Genomic DNA, 13,696 nt, shown 5'->3' on the forward strand with positions numbered 1-13,696 from the left:
TTATGTGAAAATACGCATACTTTCCAAAATCAACGCCATCACGCGAGCATTCGAGTATGTTTCCTCTGAACCTCCCAGTTCTAATCCCAGCCCCAAAATCAACCGCGCCAAGTAGTTCGGTACAAACTTCTGGTCCGAAAACGAAACGCCCTTTAAATGCGCAATCCTCAAAATCTTTCCAGATACAATCTCCAAAAAACGATTTTCCGCCCAGCCCCATTCTAAAATCTGAAATAACTCTCGATTCCTTTGAACCGTATCAATAATTAAACGCAGTACATTATTGCTGAGCTAGTTCGTCTGATCAAAAGCAATAGAAAACTCCTGCATTTTTCGTAAAACTTGCAGCTCAATGATTTGCACCATTTTTTCATGGTGGCGATAGAACGTTGCGCGAGATACACCTGTTTGCGTGCATAGCTCTTGCACCGTAATGGAATCGGAAGTTCCATTTTGATAGAAAAGCGCTGCCACAGCACTGTACAACTTAGTTTGCGTCTTCTGAACGCGAAGGTCCACCGGAAATATGTCCCCGCAAAATTTGCCACCAGACATTTCTGTGCCACTATCCCGAAAAGCGAATGATGAGCTCGCAAAAGTCGTGGCTTCACATCCAGACCGTTTTTCCGCTTTTGCCGTATTGCCAGTAGGTTCTCCCGAAGATGCGGCGCAGGAATTGAAACGCGCAGTTGAGAAGCTAGGCTTTAAAGGCGTCCTTCTAAAAGGCAACTACGACAACAACTATTTTGACGATCCATTCTTTTTTCCTATCTTTGAAATGGCGGAAAAGCTAGACGTGCCAGTTTATTTCCATCCATCCTTTATACCTGAGGCAGTCACCCAGCAATATTTTGCAAGCGATCAATGGTCGGATGTTGTGACTGGCGTTTTTGCTTTATCTTGAGTATTGTCTCAACCTCTTTTCACGCTTATTTCACTTGCGCTTCTATAGTGTAAGGCGTTATGCCAGAGTCATTTATTTGGCGAATCTGCGTTACTTTTCCATCATCATTACATTCAAAGAAAGCCACACAGTCATAATGAACCGCTTTATGATTTGCCGCTACAAATGTACCATCTGGAAATGTAATATCTCCCGTTAATGAGCCGGTTAAACTAAAACGAGTAATGGCGATATTTCCCTCTGCATAAACTTCTTCGTCTTCAAAAACAGCATCATTAAATAGATGGGTCAGGCCTTCTAATTGTGTAAGAAAATCCTCTATCCCTTTTGCCGCAACACCATTTTGGAAAAATTCTATATCTTCGGTGACCAACTCGGCTTGTTTATCAAAAGCCCTATTATTAAAGTTTGTGTGGAATTCAACCGGTATTGCTTTTAATCTTTCTAAAGTTAATGTCATGTCATCATCTCTCCTTTTAATAAAATTCTCTTTATGTTTTAATTATAAAGTATTGTCAGAAAAAAGTAAAATAATCTGCTAATAATTAGATGCAAAAAATACTTTAACATTGACTTGGAGTGAACTTCATGGTTTAGACTTTACATATAGAAAACAAACAAGGGAGGAATGACAAGTGACTGTCAATAAAACCGCACAAAAAAATCAGAATCTATTATTTCCAAATCATAAATCACTGCTGAAAGACACGAATCACGAATTTATCGGGCTTTTCGATGATTTTGCTTTTGATGAAGTTTTGCAATATACTAAATTAACGATAAAACAGCGTATGAAAGTAACGCTTGCGGCGCTGGTCACGATGGAATGTGTGAACGAGTATAAAATGATGCTACATGCGGCTTTAAGTATTGGGGTGACTCCGATTGAAGCGAAAGAAATCGTCTACCGAGCGGTGCCTTATGTAGGACTCGGAAAAGTTTTCGATTTTTCACAAGTAACCAATGATATTTTGCTAGAAAGAAGTATGTTTTAGGACACGGAATTAGTTGAAAAAAAGCGCACCAGATGGAGGAGAATTATGAAAAAAACACTATACTTAATGCGTCACGGACAAACTTTATTTAACGTACGGAAAAAAATTCAAGGCTTTTGTGACGCGCCTTTAACAGAACTCGGCGTATACCAAGCAAAAGTGGCAGGAGACTATTTCAAGGACAATGGCATCACATTCAAGGCGGCTTACAGCTCCACATCCGAACGAGCTTGCGACACGCTGGAATGGATTACTGACATGGATTACAAACGGCTCAAAGGACTAAAAGAATGGAACTTCGGCACGTTTGAGGGTGAAAGTGAGGATTTGAATCCACCATTACCGTACGGCGATTTTTTCGCAGGATTTGGCGGGGAACGTGAAATGGATTTTCGCGCACGACTTGTGGAGACGATGGACGCGATGATGAGTCAAGAAAATCACGACGTCGTTTTGGCGGTTTCTCACGGCGCCGCGTGTGCCCAATTTGCGCGAAACTGGGAAAAGACGAGCAAAATAGGAAAAATAACAGGTTTGAAAAACTGCTGTATACTGAAATTTGAGTACGAAAATGGCGAATTTACACTTGTTGACTTTCGAAATCACGATTTTGCAAATGCCTAGCCAATCTCTTCGCAAATTTTCCGATTTTCCGCTATACTAAAGAGGAGAACACATGAAGAAGGGAAGTTTTGTTATGAAGCTTGGTATTATGGGAACGAATTGGATTACAGATGCATTTGTAGAAGGCGCGATTAACTCTGGCGAATGGGAAATGAACGCGGTTTATTCACGTACTTTGGATAAAGCCTATGCCTTTGGTGAAAAATATAAAGTGGAAAACTATTTTGACGATATCGAAATGATGGCGAGTTCAGACGTGATTGATGCGGTCTACATTGCGTCACCAAACGCGATGCATTATGAACACGCGTTACATTTTTTGCGTAATAAAAAGCACGTCATCGTCGAAAAACCGATTTTTTCAACGGTCGCAGAATTAGAAGATGCGCATAAAGTAGCGAAGGAAAACGGCGTCTTTCTTTTCGAAGCGGCGCGTCATATCCAAGAACCAAACTTCAAAATATTGCAAGATAGCATTCAAAAAGTAGGGAAGCTTCACGGTGCAACATTGGCGTACATGAACTATTCCTCGCGCTATGACAACGTGCTTGCTGGCGAAGAACCAAATATTTTCTCGCTTAAATTTTCCGGTGGTTCGTTAGTGGATTTGGGCGTTTATCCGATGTACACGGCGGTTGCGCTGTTCGGTGTTCCAGAAAAAGCGACTTATTTTGCGACGAAACTACGCACAGGCGTTGACGGCGGCGGTCCAGTTATTTTTGAATATCCAGACTTTACGGTGACAATTTTGCAAGCTAAAATGTCGCAATCCTTCATGCCAAGCGAAATATACGGTGAAAAAGGCACGCTTGTCATCGATCCGTTGACGGGCATTCAGAGCATCCAATATGCTGATAACCACACGAAAGACATTGAAGAACTTGCGATGTCCACCATTCCAAACGATATGGAATTCGAAGCGACCGAGTTTGCCAGAATCATCAAAGAGACTGATACTTTGGCGTATGAAGACCTCGAAGACTTGAGCAAAGCGGTCCTACAAATCTCTAACGACCTGCGCCATCAAAATGGTATTTGGTATAAAGTCGAGAAATAGTTTTTTGAAGCCAGATGATGCGAATTATCTGGTTTTGTTGATTCCTTGAAAACGTGGTATGATAGGGATATCGAATTTAGAGGGAAAAAGGAGTTTATTATGACGACAAAAGAAGTACCTGAAATCTGGGCTGAGCAGTGGAAAGCCCACAATTATGAGGAAATGACTGAAATTCAGCAGCTTTTATACACGCCAATCAAAGAGGGCCAAGATGTTATCGCAGTTTCGCCGACAGGGACAGGGAAAACAGTAGCTTATTCGTTGCCTGCCATCGAGAAATTGGAAGTCAAACCGCATACGCAATGGCTTATTTTGGCACCGTCTCATGAATTAGTTATGCAAATCGCGGATGTTGTTCGTTCGTGGCTACCGGCTGGTCTGAAAGTTATCGGCATCATCGGAAGTGCCAACATCAAGCGCCAAATCGACAACCTTAAAAAGAAGCCGCAAGTCATCGTCGGCTCGCCAGGTCGTGTTTTGGAACTGATTAAACAGAAGAAAATTAAGATGCATGAAGTGAAGATGATTACGCTTGACGAATGTGACCAATTGCTGATTCGTGAAAACGTTCCAACTGTGCTTGAAATCGTAAATAGCGCGATGCGTGACCGCCAATTGGTGATGGCATCGGCGACGAAACTCGAGGACCCGATGATGTTTTATCGCAACAGTGAAATCGAACCGGTTATGATTGAGGCTAAGGCCGAGGAGAGTAACGCGAACGTGAACCATCTGTATATGGATGTGGAGCAGCCGCGTGATAAAGCGATTTTGCTGCGTCGGATATCGAATGTGGAAGGTATGCACGCGCTTGTTTTTGTGAAGGATAAAATTCGGATGGACATTATTTTGGAGAAATTGCAGTATGACGGGGTTGCCGCTGCTGGAATTCACGGAGAAGTCGACAAAGAAAAGCGTAAAAAATACTTAGCGGCTTTCAAAAAAGCGGAATTGACGTATTTAGTCGTAACCGATGTTGCCGCGCGTGGTTTGGACATTCCCGATTTACCGTTCGTGATTCATTGTGACGTGGCGATGGATGCGAAACAATACACACATCGTTCTGGACGCACAGGGCGGATGGGCAAAGAAGGTACGGTGCTCTCATTTGCGAATGAACGCGAAGCCCGGACGCTGCGTCAATATCTGAAAGAATTAAACAAAGATCCGATTAAAGTTCGCTATTACGAGGGCGTCTTGACGGATGATTTTGAAACGAAAGCGAAACGTAAATAAAAAAACCTGTAGAATGAGGCACATCCGTGTGAAATGCTCCATTCTACAGGTTTTATTTATACTCTGAATCCGCCTTATTTCCAAATATACTATCCACATTTTCTTGAGACCACTCACCTAGCTGAAGGATTGTCGGATAACCTGAAGTGATTTTTTCATGACCCGCGATGGTATAAACGACTTTTGGCTTCAAAACATACCAAGCATAGCGCTCAGGATCACCGCTCAATGCTAAGGTATGAGACACGGATTTACCTGCTGGAACTGATGCAGTAAGTGTATAAAGATGCAATGCTGCGAGTTCTGCGGTCACGCTTTTTATGGTAACATCTTCTGATTTGTCATTATTTTGAATACCTAATGTATATTCATTCATTGCCGTCTGGACCGCGGCGCCGGTAAATTCGAGATTTGTCGGAGGTGCATCATTGTTTACATCGAAGACTATCCTGCCGATATCAACAGTTACGGATGAATCCCCTGAAATAAGTGTCATTTTCTGCGCGTTGAAAATCCCAGCTTTATTTATTGAAATATCCAAACTTAAATAACCAAGTCCAGCTTTACCGTACTGGTTCGGCGTTTCGTTCACTTCGCCTACCTCAACTTCCACTTCACTTGCGTCAAAAATGACGGTAGAGATTTCGCCAATACTCGAATCGCCAAATAAAAATGGCAAACTTAGCGAAAAAGTCTCGCCTTTGTGTAGGGAAATATAAGCGTTGCCTTTCAAGAAAAATGGGTTTTCAATTGTAGGTATATTGATTTTACTGGCTTCTGTTGTTTCCGTGTTTTTTGGCTCCCAAAATACCACTGAAATGACAGCCAGCGCAAGGATAAGAATAACTGGAATCAGAAATTTGATCTTTTTCATCGGTGTATTTTCACTCCCTTTATGTAAATCATTTACAATATCATCATACCATCCCTGGATAAACTAGTAAACTATAGTAATACCAAGTTAGAAATTTTACAAGCTAGTGTTTTTTTAGTTTGCCGAATCACCTTTGTTACAGGTATAATAAATAAGAACAATCGTGTGTAAGTGATTTCTAGCGCAAACGGCTGGTCTAAGCTCAAATCAGGTGCGAAAGAGGTTTATGTTGCATCTAAGTAAAAATAAAGCCGTGGCGGGCCCAGTGGCACAGTATTATACAATTGGCCCCAGGGATAATTTAAGTACGATTGCGAAGCGTTACGGAACAACCGTTACACAGTTGCAAGCTTGGAGTAACCTCAAGCTTGCCAATAAAATTGTATCTGGGCAGAAAATCCGAGTTAAATAATAAATTCTGAAGCTCTTGATTAATTTCGAGGGCTTTTTTATTTTGCACAATTTTGGTATAATAGTTTTTACTATATAGTAGTGGGGGTAAATATGAAAAAAACATTAGTTGTAGCTAATACAGGATTAAATTTTATCGTGTATATAAATGAGCTTTTGAAGGATTCAAAGAGCGAAATAGATAGAGCGGTATTTGAGGAGAATGTTGTTGCTTTATGGGATGAAATTTTGGCTAGTTCACTTCATTTTGATGCGGGTTTTAAACAATACATAGCAATTCAAGGAGCGAATCTAACAACTATAGCAATGAGGCTTTTAGGTAGGGAGAGAACGGAAGTAATTAGAGACTTTGACAGTTGGTGGGAGAAATCTGGAGATTACGGCATGATACATGAGGTAGAGAGTAGCCTAAATGAGGAGATTGTTTTAGAATGTAAAGAGAAGTTTATCTATGTGTTGTTTTCAGATGCCCCAAAAGGTTGTAAATTAAGCTATAAGGACTTAATAAGGATAATTGCAAAGAAAATATAGACAAAAACATTACGCTTGTGTTACGATTATATTACTACATAGGAGGGATGAAAATGAGTTGATACAGGACTAACAACAAGAAAACGGCTTAACACCAGAGCAACAGAAAGAATATGAGGAGCTTGGTATCGAGCTTATGTCTGATGAAGATTACCAAAAAGCGTTAGCAGAATCCCAAAAAGAAATGGAATTTTACGATCAATTAATTGAGGATGGGGCTATCGATCCTGAGCAAATAGATGCTATGGAAATTGATGAGGCTGTGATGCAATTAGAAAATACGAATCCGCTTTTAAGAACTACGGCTACAGGAAATGGTGGAACATCAAGGCTTGAATGGCGCAAAACAGGCGGAGAATGGTGGGTCAAAATTACGACTAGTGTTGCTTTTGATTTTGTCGGCACAGTAGCATTGTATATGAGTGGTAAAAAGTTAGATTCAAAACCTGTTCGAGGCGCGGGCTTCGGGGGAACAAACGCTCACGGATACGCTATGTTTGCAAAACCGAAAAGCGTCAAAGCTGGAAATTGGGTTACTATTACTCTTTTTGGAGCTGCTTGGGGAGTCAAGGGGAATCTCAAAGTTAGTAAGTATACGATAAAAAACAAATATCTAATGTCTGGCGGTCCATGGGGCAAAAGTTCGTATTAAAAATATGACCTTAGCCTATGTAAGCAGGGATAATACTAAGAGAAAACACCAATCAGCATATGATCGGTGTTTTTATATATAATCCATCTTTGCCCCTAGTCCGCCCCTAATAGTTTTCTAATGTAGTCCTATGTTAAAAATAACAAAAGACTTAAAACGCTACTGTACCAACAATTGCCCTTTTATAGTGACCGCGTAGGCAACTAGATGGTATAATAGAAGAATAGAGCTTTTAGTAAGGAGTCGGGGACATGCTTAGTAGAAGAGACGAAGTATTTAAGCTGCTGAATAGTGTAAACGGTAAATTGACGGCGAATGATGTTGCTGAGAAATTGCAAATGGACCGCGCGAATGCAAGCCGTTACTTGAACGAACTGTTTAAAGACGAGCAAATCGAGAAACTTCCTGGAAAGCCGGTGCTTTACCGAGCGTTCACAAAAGAGGAGGCGAAACAAGGGATTGGCAGTACGCAGACGGCTTTTGACAGACTGATTGGATCTTCGCAAAGTTTGAAGGTTAGTATTCAACAAGCGAAAGCGGCGATTCTTTATCCGCCGAATGGTTTACATACATTAATTCTTGGGAAAACAGGTACAGGGAAGTCCTTATTTGCCGAGTGCATGTACAAATTCGCTCGCGAGGCCGAGATGGTTAGCAAAAACGCGCCATTTGTCTCGTTCAACTGTGCGGACTATGCGCAAAATCCGCAGTTGCTTTTTGGTCATATTTTTGGTGTGATTAAAGGGGCGTACACTGGGGCGGAGCAGACACGCGAGGGCCTACTTGCAAAAGCGGATGGCGGTATTTTGTTTTTAGATGAGATTCATCGGTTGCCACCAGAAGGTCAGGAAATGTTATTCACGTTCATCGATAAAGGCGAGTATCGGCCACTTGGTGAAAGCCAAGCTGTGCACACCGCGGAAGTGCAGATTATCGGCGCGACGACGGAATCACCGGATAATTTCTTATTAGAAACGTTCACGAGACGGATTCCGATGACGATCACGTTACCGCCACTTGCAGAACGGCAATTGGAAGAACGCTATCAGCTAATTGAATTTTTCTTGTCACAAGAAGCAACCCGTTTACACCAGACAATTCGTGTTCACCGCCAAGCCTTGATGGCATTTTTGCTCTATCACGCGAGTGCCAACGTTGGACAGCTGCAACGTGATTTGAAGCTGGCATGTGCGAAGGCATTTTTACATTATAAAACAAAAGCAACGAACTATATTTTAATTGAGCAGGACGATTTGCCGATTTATGTCCAAAAAGGTTTGCTTCATTTGAAAGACGAGCCGGAGAAGATGAACCGGTTGATTGATGTGAACAAGACGATTTTTAAATTTTATGATACGAGTGAAGCGAATGATATCGCGATTGAAGATGTGGATGACGTGTACCAAGCGATTCAGACGAAGGCCGACCAGTTAATGAAAGAAGGCAAGGACCAGTCGGAGCTTGAGGAAGCGCTCTACATGGATGTTGACCAGTATTTTCATGAATATATGGGGCAACTTCCAACGCAACAATCGGCGAAGGAGATCATTAGCCCAGAAATCTGGCAACTCACTGATCAAGTTTACGCCTTAGCAGAACAGCGCTTAGAACGTAAATACAATGAGAAAATGCGTTTTGCGTTTGCGCTTCATTTGCAAAGTACCATCGAGCGGATTCGTGAACAAAAACATATCGTTCATCCAGATTTGAATAATGTCCGCAAAAAATACTCGAAAGAATTCCAAGCAGCGATTGATATTTCAGGGTTATTGGAACAATCGCTTAACATCGAAATCCCTTTTGATGAAATCGGGTTTTTGACGATGTTTTTAACCGAGGAAGTCGTGGAATCGATTTTTACACAGGAGGCGCTTGTCGAAGTTATTGTCATGATGCACGGGCGCTCGACTGCAACAAGTATGGTAGAGACGGTTCAAGAACTCCTCAATATTGAGTCTGGTACAGCGATGGACATGCCGCTATCGGTCGAAGTTAAAGCGATGTATGAGAAAGTCAAAGCCAAAGTTCAGCAACTAAATCCGACAAAAGGTGTGCTTATTTTATCAGATATGGGTTCACTGACGTCGTTTGGTAATATGTTGACCGAAGAACTTGGCATCCGCACGAAAACAGTCAGTATGGCAAGCACGCCTGTTGTGCTAGAAGCTATCCGTAAAGCCTCACTGGGACGCGGTTTGGAAGATATCTATCAAAGCTGTCAGCAACTTTTTGAAAATAAACACAAGGCACAAATTTTACGAACCAAGCCAACGAAGAACGCGGTTATCTTCACTTGTTTCACGGGAGAAGGCGTTGCAGAACAATTGCGATCTCGCGTGGCTCCAGTCATTGATGAATCAAAAGTAGAAATCATTGTCTTACAATTTTTGCATAAAGAAGCATTCCGGGAACGCATTGATCAGTTAATGGAAGAATACAATATTTTAGCAATCATGGGTTCCGTTGAATTCCAATACCGCGAAATTCCGTTTTTCAGCGCATTAGAGGTGTTTTCCGAAGGTGGCCTGGACATCGTGAAGCGAATTATCAACGACGAAGTACCATATGATCAGCTGATTTCCTCACTAGAAGGGAATTTGAAAGAAGTCGAATCACCAGAACAACTCGTCTACTTCCTGCGCAAAATCATTTCGGAATTACAAGTCCAGATGAACCTAGTGTTGGAACCAGGCGTAGACATCGGCATCATTTTGCATCTCGCCTTCCTTGTTGAACGAATGAAACTCGGCGGTATTGATCGCGAATTTCCGAATATTGATGATTTCACGAAGCAGCATATGATTGAAATGCAAATCACGCAACAAATGATGGAAAACGTCAATTTGGAGTACAACATCATTGTGCCACAGTCAGAAATCGCTTATTTAACCCAAATGATGACGGCCAACAAGATTAGTATAAATGAAAATTAGCCCAACGAGACAAGTGTGTACATAATTTACACACTTGTTTTTTGTTCATGTGTAAGCGCGAAAACGGCTTTTTATAGCGTTTTTCTCGAATTTTAAAAGTTGGCACGGAACTTGCATTTATAAGAGTGAGGGTTAAGAAATAGCGTTTTAGGGAGGATGAATCGAAGTGAAAACAATCATGTTAGTTTGTTCCGCGGGTATGTCAACCAGTTTGCTAGTCACAAAGATGGAGAAGGCGGCAGAGGACAAAAATCTCGAAGCCAAAATTTTTGCAGTATCAGAAGCCGAGGCGCCAGATAATATTGAGAAAATCGACGTCTTGTTATTAGGACCACAAGTTAGATTCCTAGAAAGCAAATTTAAGAAAAAACTAGAACCACTTGGAAAGCCCGTTGCAGTCATTAACAGCATCGATTACGGGATGATGAACGGTGAAAAAGTTTTAGATCAAGCACTAACTTTACTTGGGGAATAAGCGGTACATTGTGACTGCTTAAATATAGGAGGGGGCAAACGTCTCGTCCAAAAATAAAATTATTGGGGGAAATACAAATGAATGGTTTTATCGCATTTATGGAAAAATACTTTATTCCTTATGCAGCCAAAGTCGGTGGGCAGCGTCATCTAGTTGCTATCCGTGATGGTTTCATTTCAACAATGCCATTAATGATCTTGGGGTCATTAGGGACATTAATCAACAACTTACCAATCCAAGCTTACCAAGACTTCATGAATAACTTATTTGGGGAAGCGCTTTGGAAATCTTTTGGGGGAAATATTTGGAACGGTACTTTCGCGATTCTAGCACTTTTAACTGCTTTTACTGTAGCTTATAACCTAGCGAAATCATATGATAAAGATGCTTTATCAAGTGGTGTTGTATCTGTTTCTTCTTTCTTTGCCATTGGTGGTTTAACTGGACTTAGCTCATCAGGACTATTTTTAGCTCTTATCGTAGCTTTGCTTTCAACAGAATTATTCACACGCTTAAGTGGAAATCAAAAACTTATTATCAAGATGCCAGACGGTGTTCCACCAGCGGTATCTAGATCATTCGCAGCACTTTTCCCAGCGATGATTACAGTAAGTATTTTCGCAATGTTTACAACGATCCTTTTTGGACTGGGTGTAAAAGACATTGTTGGTGAATTCTACAAACTAATCCAAGAACCGTTCATGGGTCTTGCGAATACATTGCCAGCAGCGCTATTACTTGCATTTATTTCTTCATTCCTATGGTTCTTCGGACTTCACGGTGCGAACATTATCGAGCCATTCATGCAAACAATCAACGTGGATGCGATCGCTAAAAATGTTATCGCAATCAACCATGGTTTAGAAGCTCCTTACATCGTTAACAAACCTTTCTTTGACTCTTTCGTCAACTTAGGTGGTACTGGTGCAACGATTGCAATCATTATTTCGGTATTCCTATTTGGTCGTCGCAATAAGCAATACGTTACTGTATCAGGACTGGCCTCAGCTCCTGGACTATTCAACATCAACGAACCATTAATGTTTGGTCTACCGATTGTGTTAAATCCAATCCTATTCGTACCTTACATCTTGGCTCCACTAGTGCTTGTAACAATCGCTTACTTCGCGACATCATGGGGACTGGTACCAGCAGCAACAATCGTAACACCTTGGACTACACCGCCAATCATTGGTGGGGTACTCGCAACACAAAGTTGGACAGGTGGAGTTCTAGCTGCAGTCAATATCGCTGTCGCCGTAGTCATCTACGCACCGTTCATTAAAGTAGCAGAAATTCAAGAAATTCGTCGTGAAAAAGCAGCAGCAGCCGGCGAAGAAACAAAAGATAACTTCTGATTGAAAAATGGAACAAGATGAATTACATGTTCACTTTGTTCACATGCATATGGAGTCTCTAAGCAAGCAAAGAGCGCTTACTAAGAGACTCAACAAATACACGCAAGGATGTGGAACTTAATGGAAGAATTAGAATTGACAATTATGAATCTAATCATGTTTGGTGGTAACGCAAAAAGCGATGCCATGCTAGCAATCGATGCAGCTAAAAAAGGTGACTTTGCTTTAGCGGATGAACAAATCCAAAAAGCAGAACAATCATTACTTGAAGCACATCATTCCCAAACAAAACTAATTCAAGGTGAAGCTCGCGGCGAGAAAACAGAGGTCTCTTTACTTCTAGTTCACGCGCAAGATCACTTGATGAACGCTATTACTTTCAAAGATTTAGCAATCGAAATTGTAGAATTATATCGCGTTAAATAATTATAAAAATGGGGGTGAGGATTTTTCCTCATCCCCATTTTAAATATATGTAGAGAGGAAGTTTACTTATTATGAGAAAATTAGGTATTTCAGTATTCCCGCAACATGCGCCATTAGAGGACTCGTTAAATTACATCGAGACTGCCGCAAAATATGGTTTTAGCCGTATTTTCACATGTTTAATTTCAGCGAATGACGAAGAAGAGTTTGCGAAATTAGAGACGATTTGCCAAACAGCGAATAAGCTAGGCTATGAAGTTATTGCCGATGTGGATCCTGGTGTTTTTGCCTCACTAAACCTGACATATCAGGACTTAGGACGTTTTAAAGAATTAGGATTATCCGGTCTGCGTTTAGATTTAGGTTTTTCTGGTGCGGAAGAAGCGGCGATGTCTTTTGATGATAATGATTTGCAAATCGAACTAAATATCTCTAATGGAACGAAATATGTGGATAATATCTTGTCCTATCAAGCAAATACGGCGAATATTATCGGCTGTCATAACTTCTATCCGCGTCGTTATACAGCGCTTTCTCGCGAGCATTTCCTTCGCACAAGCGCCCAATTCAAAAAAAATAACTTGCGCACAGCAGCTTTCGTATCTTCCAACGCAGGGAAATTTGGACCATGGTTTGTTGTAGATGGCGGACTTCCAACATTGGAGGAACACCGCGGTATGTCGATTACGGTTCAAGCGAAAGATCTATGGAACACAGGCTTGATCGATGATGTGATTATTGGGAACATGTACGCGTCAGAAGAAGAACTAAAAGCACTCGGCGAATTAAACCGTAACGAGCTAGAACTTGCGGTTACATTCCTTGACGGCGCAACAGATGTCGAAAAAGAAATCGTGACCACGCAAAAACATTTTAACCGAGGCGATGCTTCCGAATATGTATTGCGTTCAACGATGACACGTGTGAACTTCAAACAACACGATTTCCCAGCACACGACACGGATACAATCGAACTTGGTGACGTAACCATTGATAACAACGGCTATGAACGCTATAAAGGCGAAATGCAAGTGGCCCTTCGCGAAATGGAGAACTCCGGCAACACGAATATCGTCGGTCGAGTGATTCCAGAAGAACGCTATTTGCTAAAAACAATCCAATCTTGGCAACATTTCCGTTTAAAAGAACATAAATAAGATAGAAAATACAAGCCAAGTACCGTAAAAAGTGCTATGGCTTGTATTTTTTATTGCAGTCTT

General features: G+C 41.3%; 16 protein-coding genes and 1 pseudogene. 13 read left to right on the forward strand and 4 right to left on the reverse strand.

From position 1 onward, the window contains the following. Both HCJ66_RS16180 and HCJ66_RS16185 read right to left on the reverse strand, forming a co-directional pair. Nucleotides 1-195 (reverse strand): hypothetical protein, encoded by a 195-nt coding sequence (locus HCJ66_RS16180; protein WP_246438654.1) that lies wholly within the window; start codon nucleotides 193-195, stop codon nucleotides 1-3. A gap of 96 nt (nucleotides 196-291) precedes the next feature. Continuing rightward, a complete protein-coding gene (locus tag HCJ66_RS16185) occupies nucleotides 292-519 on the reverse strand; it encodes a TetR/AcrR family transcriptional regulator (RefSeq protein WP_246438655.1) in 228 nt (75 codons plus the stop codon). Here HCJ66_RS16185 and HCJ66_RS11110 point away from each other — a divergent pair. Then, nucleotides 515-895, forward strand: a pseudogene (locus tag HCJ66_RS11110) (amidohydrolase family protein); the annotation flags it as partial. The gene HCJ66_RS16185 and the pseudogene HCJ66_RS11110 sit on opposite strands and share 5 nt — an antisense overlap. Nucleotides 896-929: 34 nt before the next feature. Here HCJ66_RS11110 and HCJ66_RS11115 read toward each other — a convergent pair. Further along, on the reverse strand, nucleotides 930-1,364 hold the full coding sequence (locus HCJ66_RS11115) for a nuclear transport factor 2 family protein (protein WP_187133183.1): 435 nt from the start codon (nucleotides 1,362-1,364) through the stop codon (nucleotides 930-932). A 175-nt stretch (nucleotides 1,365-1,539) separates the two neighbouring features. Here HCJ66_RS11115 and HCJ66_RS16190 point away from each other — a divergent pair, with 175 nt between their 5' ends. The 4 genes from HCJ66_RS16190 (at nucleotide 1,540) to HCJ66_RS11135 (ending at nucleotide 4,816) form a co-directional block, all read left to right on the forward strand. Then, nucleotides 1,540-1,899 (forward strand): carboxymuconolactone decarboxylase family protein, encoded by a 360-nt coding sequence (locus tag HCJ66_RS16190; protein ID WP_187133184.1) that lies wholly within the window; start codon nucleotides 1,540-1,542, stop codon nucleotides 1,897-1,899. A 45-nt stretch (nucleotides 1,900-1,944) separates the two neighbouring features. Continuing rightward, the gene (locus HCJ66_RS11125; RefSeq protein WP_187133185.1) at nucleotides 1,945-2,523 is read left to right on the forward strand and encodes a histidine phosphatase family protein; all 579 of its coding nucleotides are present in this window, start codon (nucleotides 1,945-1,947) and stop codon (nucleotides 2,521-2,523) included. A 73-nt stretch (nucleotides 2,524-2,596) separates the two neighbouring features. Then, nucleotides 2,597-3,580, forward strand: coding sequence for a Gfo/Idh/MocA family protein (locus HCJ66_RS11130; RefSeq protein ID WP_187133250.1), 984 nt, complete (start codon nucleotides 2,597-2,599; stop codon nucleotides 3,578-3,580). A 99-nt stretch (nucleotides 3,581-3,679) separates the two neighbouring features. After that, a complete protein-coding gene (locus tag HCJ66_RS11135; RefSeq protein ID WP_187133186.1) occupies nucleotides 3,680-4,816 on the forward strand; it encodes a DEAD/DEAH box helicase in 1,137 nt (378 codons plus the stop codon). Nucleotides 4,817-4,868: 52 nt separating this feature from the next. On the opposite strand, the gene HCJ66_RS11140 is transcribed toward HCJ66_RS11135, so the two are convergent. Next, a complete protein-coding gene (locus HCJ66_RS11140; RefSeq protein ID WP_187133187.1) occupies nucleotides 4,869-5,690 on the reverse strand; it encodes a hypothetical protein in 822 nt (273 codons plus the stop codon). Nucleotides 5,691-5,916: 226 nt separating this feature from the next. Between HCJ66_RS11140 and HCJ66_RS11145 the strand changes: the two genes are divergently transcribed. The 8 genes from HCJ66_RS11145 to HCJ66_RS11180 all read left to right on the forward strand — a co-directional run bounded on the left by HCJ66_RS11145 (nucleotide 5,917) and on the right by HCJ66_RS11180 (nucleotide 13,633). Next, nucleotides 5,917-6,102, forward strand: coding sequence for a LysM peptidoglycan-binding domain-containing protein (locus HCJ66_RS11145; protein ID WP_187133188.1), 186 nt, complete (start codon nucleotides 5,917-5,919; stop codon nucleotides 6,100-6,102). Between the two features lie 92 nt (nucleotides 6,103-6,194). Beyond that, nucleotides 6,195-6,632, forward strand: coding sequence for a hypothetical protein (locus HCJ66_RS11150; protein ID WP_187133189.1), 438 nt, complete (start codon nucleotides 6,195-6,197; stop codon nucleotides 6,630-6,632). A gap of 136 nt (nucleotides 6,633-6,768) precedes the next feature. Next, the gene (locus HCJ66_RS11155) at nucleotides 6,769-7,284 is read left to right on the forward strand and encodes a hypothetical protein (protein WP_187133190.1); all 516 of its coding nucleotides are present in this window, start codon (nucleotides 6,769-6,771) and stop codon (nucleotides 7,282-7,284) included. Between the two features lie 251 nt (nucleotides 7,285-7,535). Beyond that, a complete protein-coding gene (locus tag HCJ66_RS11160) occupies nucleotides 7,536-10,217 on the forward strand; it encodes a sigma-54-dependent transcriptional regulator (RefSeq protein WP_187133191.1) in 2,682 nt (893 codons plus the stop codon). A 166-nt stretch (nucleotides 10,218-10,383) separates the two neighbouring features. After that, on the forward strand, nucleotides 10,384-10,692 hold the full coding sequence (locus tag HCJ66_RS11165; RefSeq protein ID WP_181677039.1) for a PTS sugar transporter subunit IIB: 309 nt from the start codon (nucleotides 10,384-10,386) through the stop codon (nucleotides 10,690-10,692). A gap of 77 nt (nucleotides 10,693-10,769) precedes the next feature. After that, on the forward strand, nucleotides 10,770-12,050 hold the full coding sequence (locus HCJ66_RS11170) for a PTS sugar transporter subunit IIC (RefSeq protein WP_187133192.1): 1,281 nt from the start codon (nucleotides 10,770-10,772) through the stop codon (nucleotides 12,048-12,050). Nucleotides 12,051-12,170: 120 nt separating this feature from the next. Next, complete coding sequence (locus tag HCJ66_RS11175) at nucleotides 12,171-12,476, forward strand: PTS sugar transporter subunit IIA (RefSeq protein WP_036067278.1); 306 nt, start codon at nucleotides 12,171-12,173, stop codon at nucleotides 12,474-12,476. Between the two features lie 71 nt (nucleotides 12,477-12,547). Further along, nucleotides 12,548-13,633: a DUF871 domain-containing protein gene (locus HCJ66_RS11180; protein WP_187133193.1), complete on the forward strand. Its 1,086-nt coding sequence runs from the start codon at nucleotides 12,548-12,550 to the stop codon at nucleotides 13,631-13,633. Nucleotides 13,634-13,696 lie beyond the last annotated feature (63 nt).

The sequence above is a fragment of the Paenilisteria portnoyi genome (genome assembly GCF_014322795.1).
Lineage (GTDB): Bacteria > Bacillota > Bacilli > Lactobacillales > Listeriaceae > Listeria_A > Listeria_A portnoyi.

Excerpts from the sequence above, each read along its gene's own strand:
- HCJ66_RS11115 (WP_187133183.1), bottom strand. The coding sequence starts at position 1,364 with ATGACATTAACTTTAGAAAGATTAAAAGCAATACCGGTTGAATTCCAC.
- HCJ66_RS11125 (WP_187133185.1), top strand. The coding sequence starts at position 1,945 with ATGAAAAAAACACTATACTTAATGCGTCACGGACAAACTTTATTTAAC.
- HCJ66_RS11130 (WP_187133250.1), top strand. The coding sequence starts at position 2,597 with ATGAAGCTTGGTATTATGGGAACGAATTGGATTACAGATGCATTTGTA.
- HCJ66_RS11135 (WP_187133186.1), top strand. The coding sequence starts at position 3,680 with ATGACGACAAAAGAAGTACCTGAAATCTGGGCTGAGCAGTGGAAAGCC.
- HCJ66_RS11140 (WP_187133187.1), bottom strand. The coding sequence starts at position 5,690 with ATGAAAAAGATCAAATTTCTGATTCCAGTTATTCTTATCCTTGCGCTG.
- HCJ66_RS11145 (WP_187133188.1), top strand. The coding sequence starts at position 5,917 with ATGTTGCATCTAAGTAAAAATAAAGCCGTGGCGGGCCCAGTGGCACAG.
- HCJ66_RS11150 (WP_187133189.1), top strand. The coding sequence starts at position 6,195 with ATGAAAAAAACATTAGTTGTAGCTAATACAGGATTAAATTTTATCGTG.
- HCJ66_RS11155 (WP_187133190.1), top strand. The coding sequence starts at position 6,769 with ATGTCTGATGAAGATTACCAAAAAGCGTTAGCAGAATCCCAAAAAGAA.
- HCJ66_RS11160 (WP_187133191.1), top strand. The coding sequence starts at position 7,536 with ATGCTTAGTAGAAGAGACGAAGTATTTAAGCTGCTGAATAGTGTAAAC.
- HCJ66_RS11170 (WP_187133192.1), top strand. The coding sequence starts at position 10,770 with ATGAATGGTTTTATCGCATTTATGGAAAAATACTTTATTCCTTATGCA.
- HCJ66_RS11175 (WP_036067278.1), top strand. The coding sequence starts at position 12,171 with ATGGAAGAATTAGAATTGACAATTATGAATCTAATCATGTTTGGTGGT.
- HCJ66_RS11180 (WP_187133193.1), top strand. The coding sequence starts at position 12,548 with ATGAGAAAATTAGGTATTTCAGTATTCCCGCAACATGCGCCATTAGAG.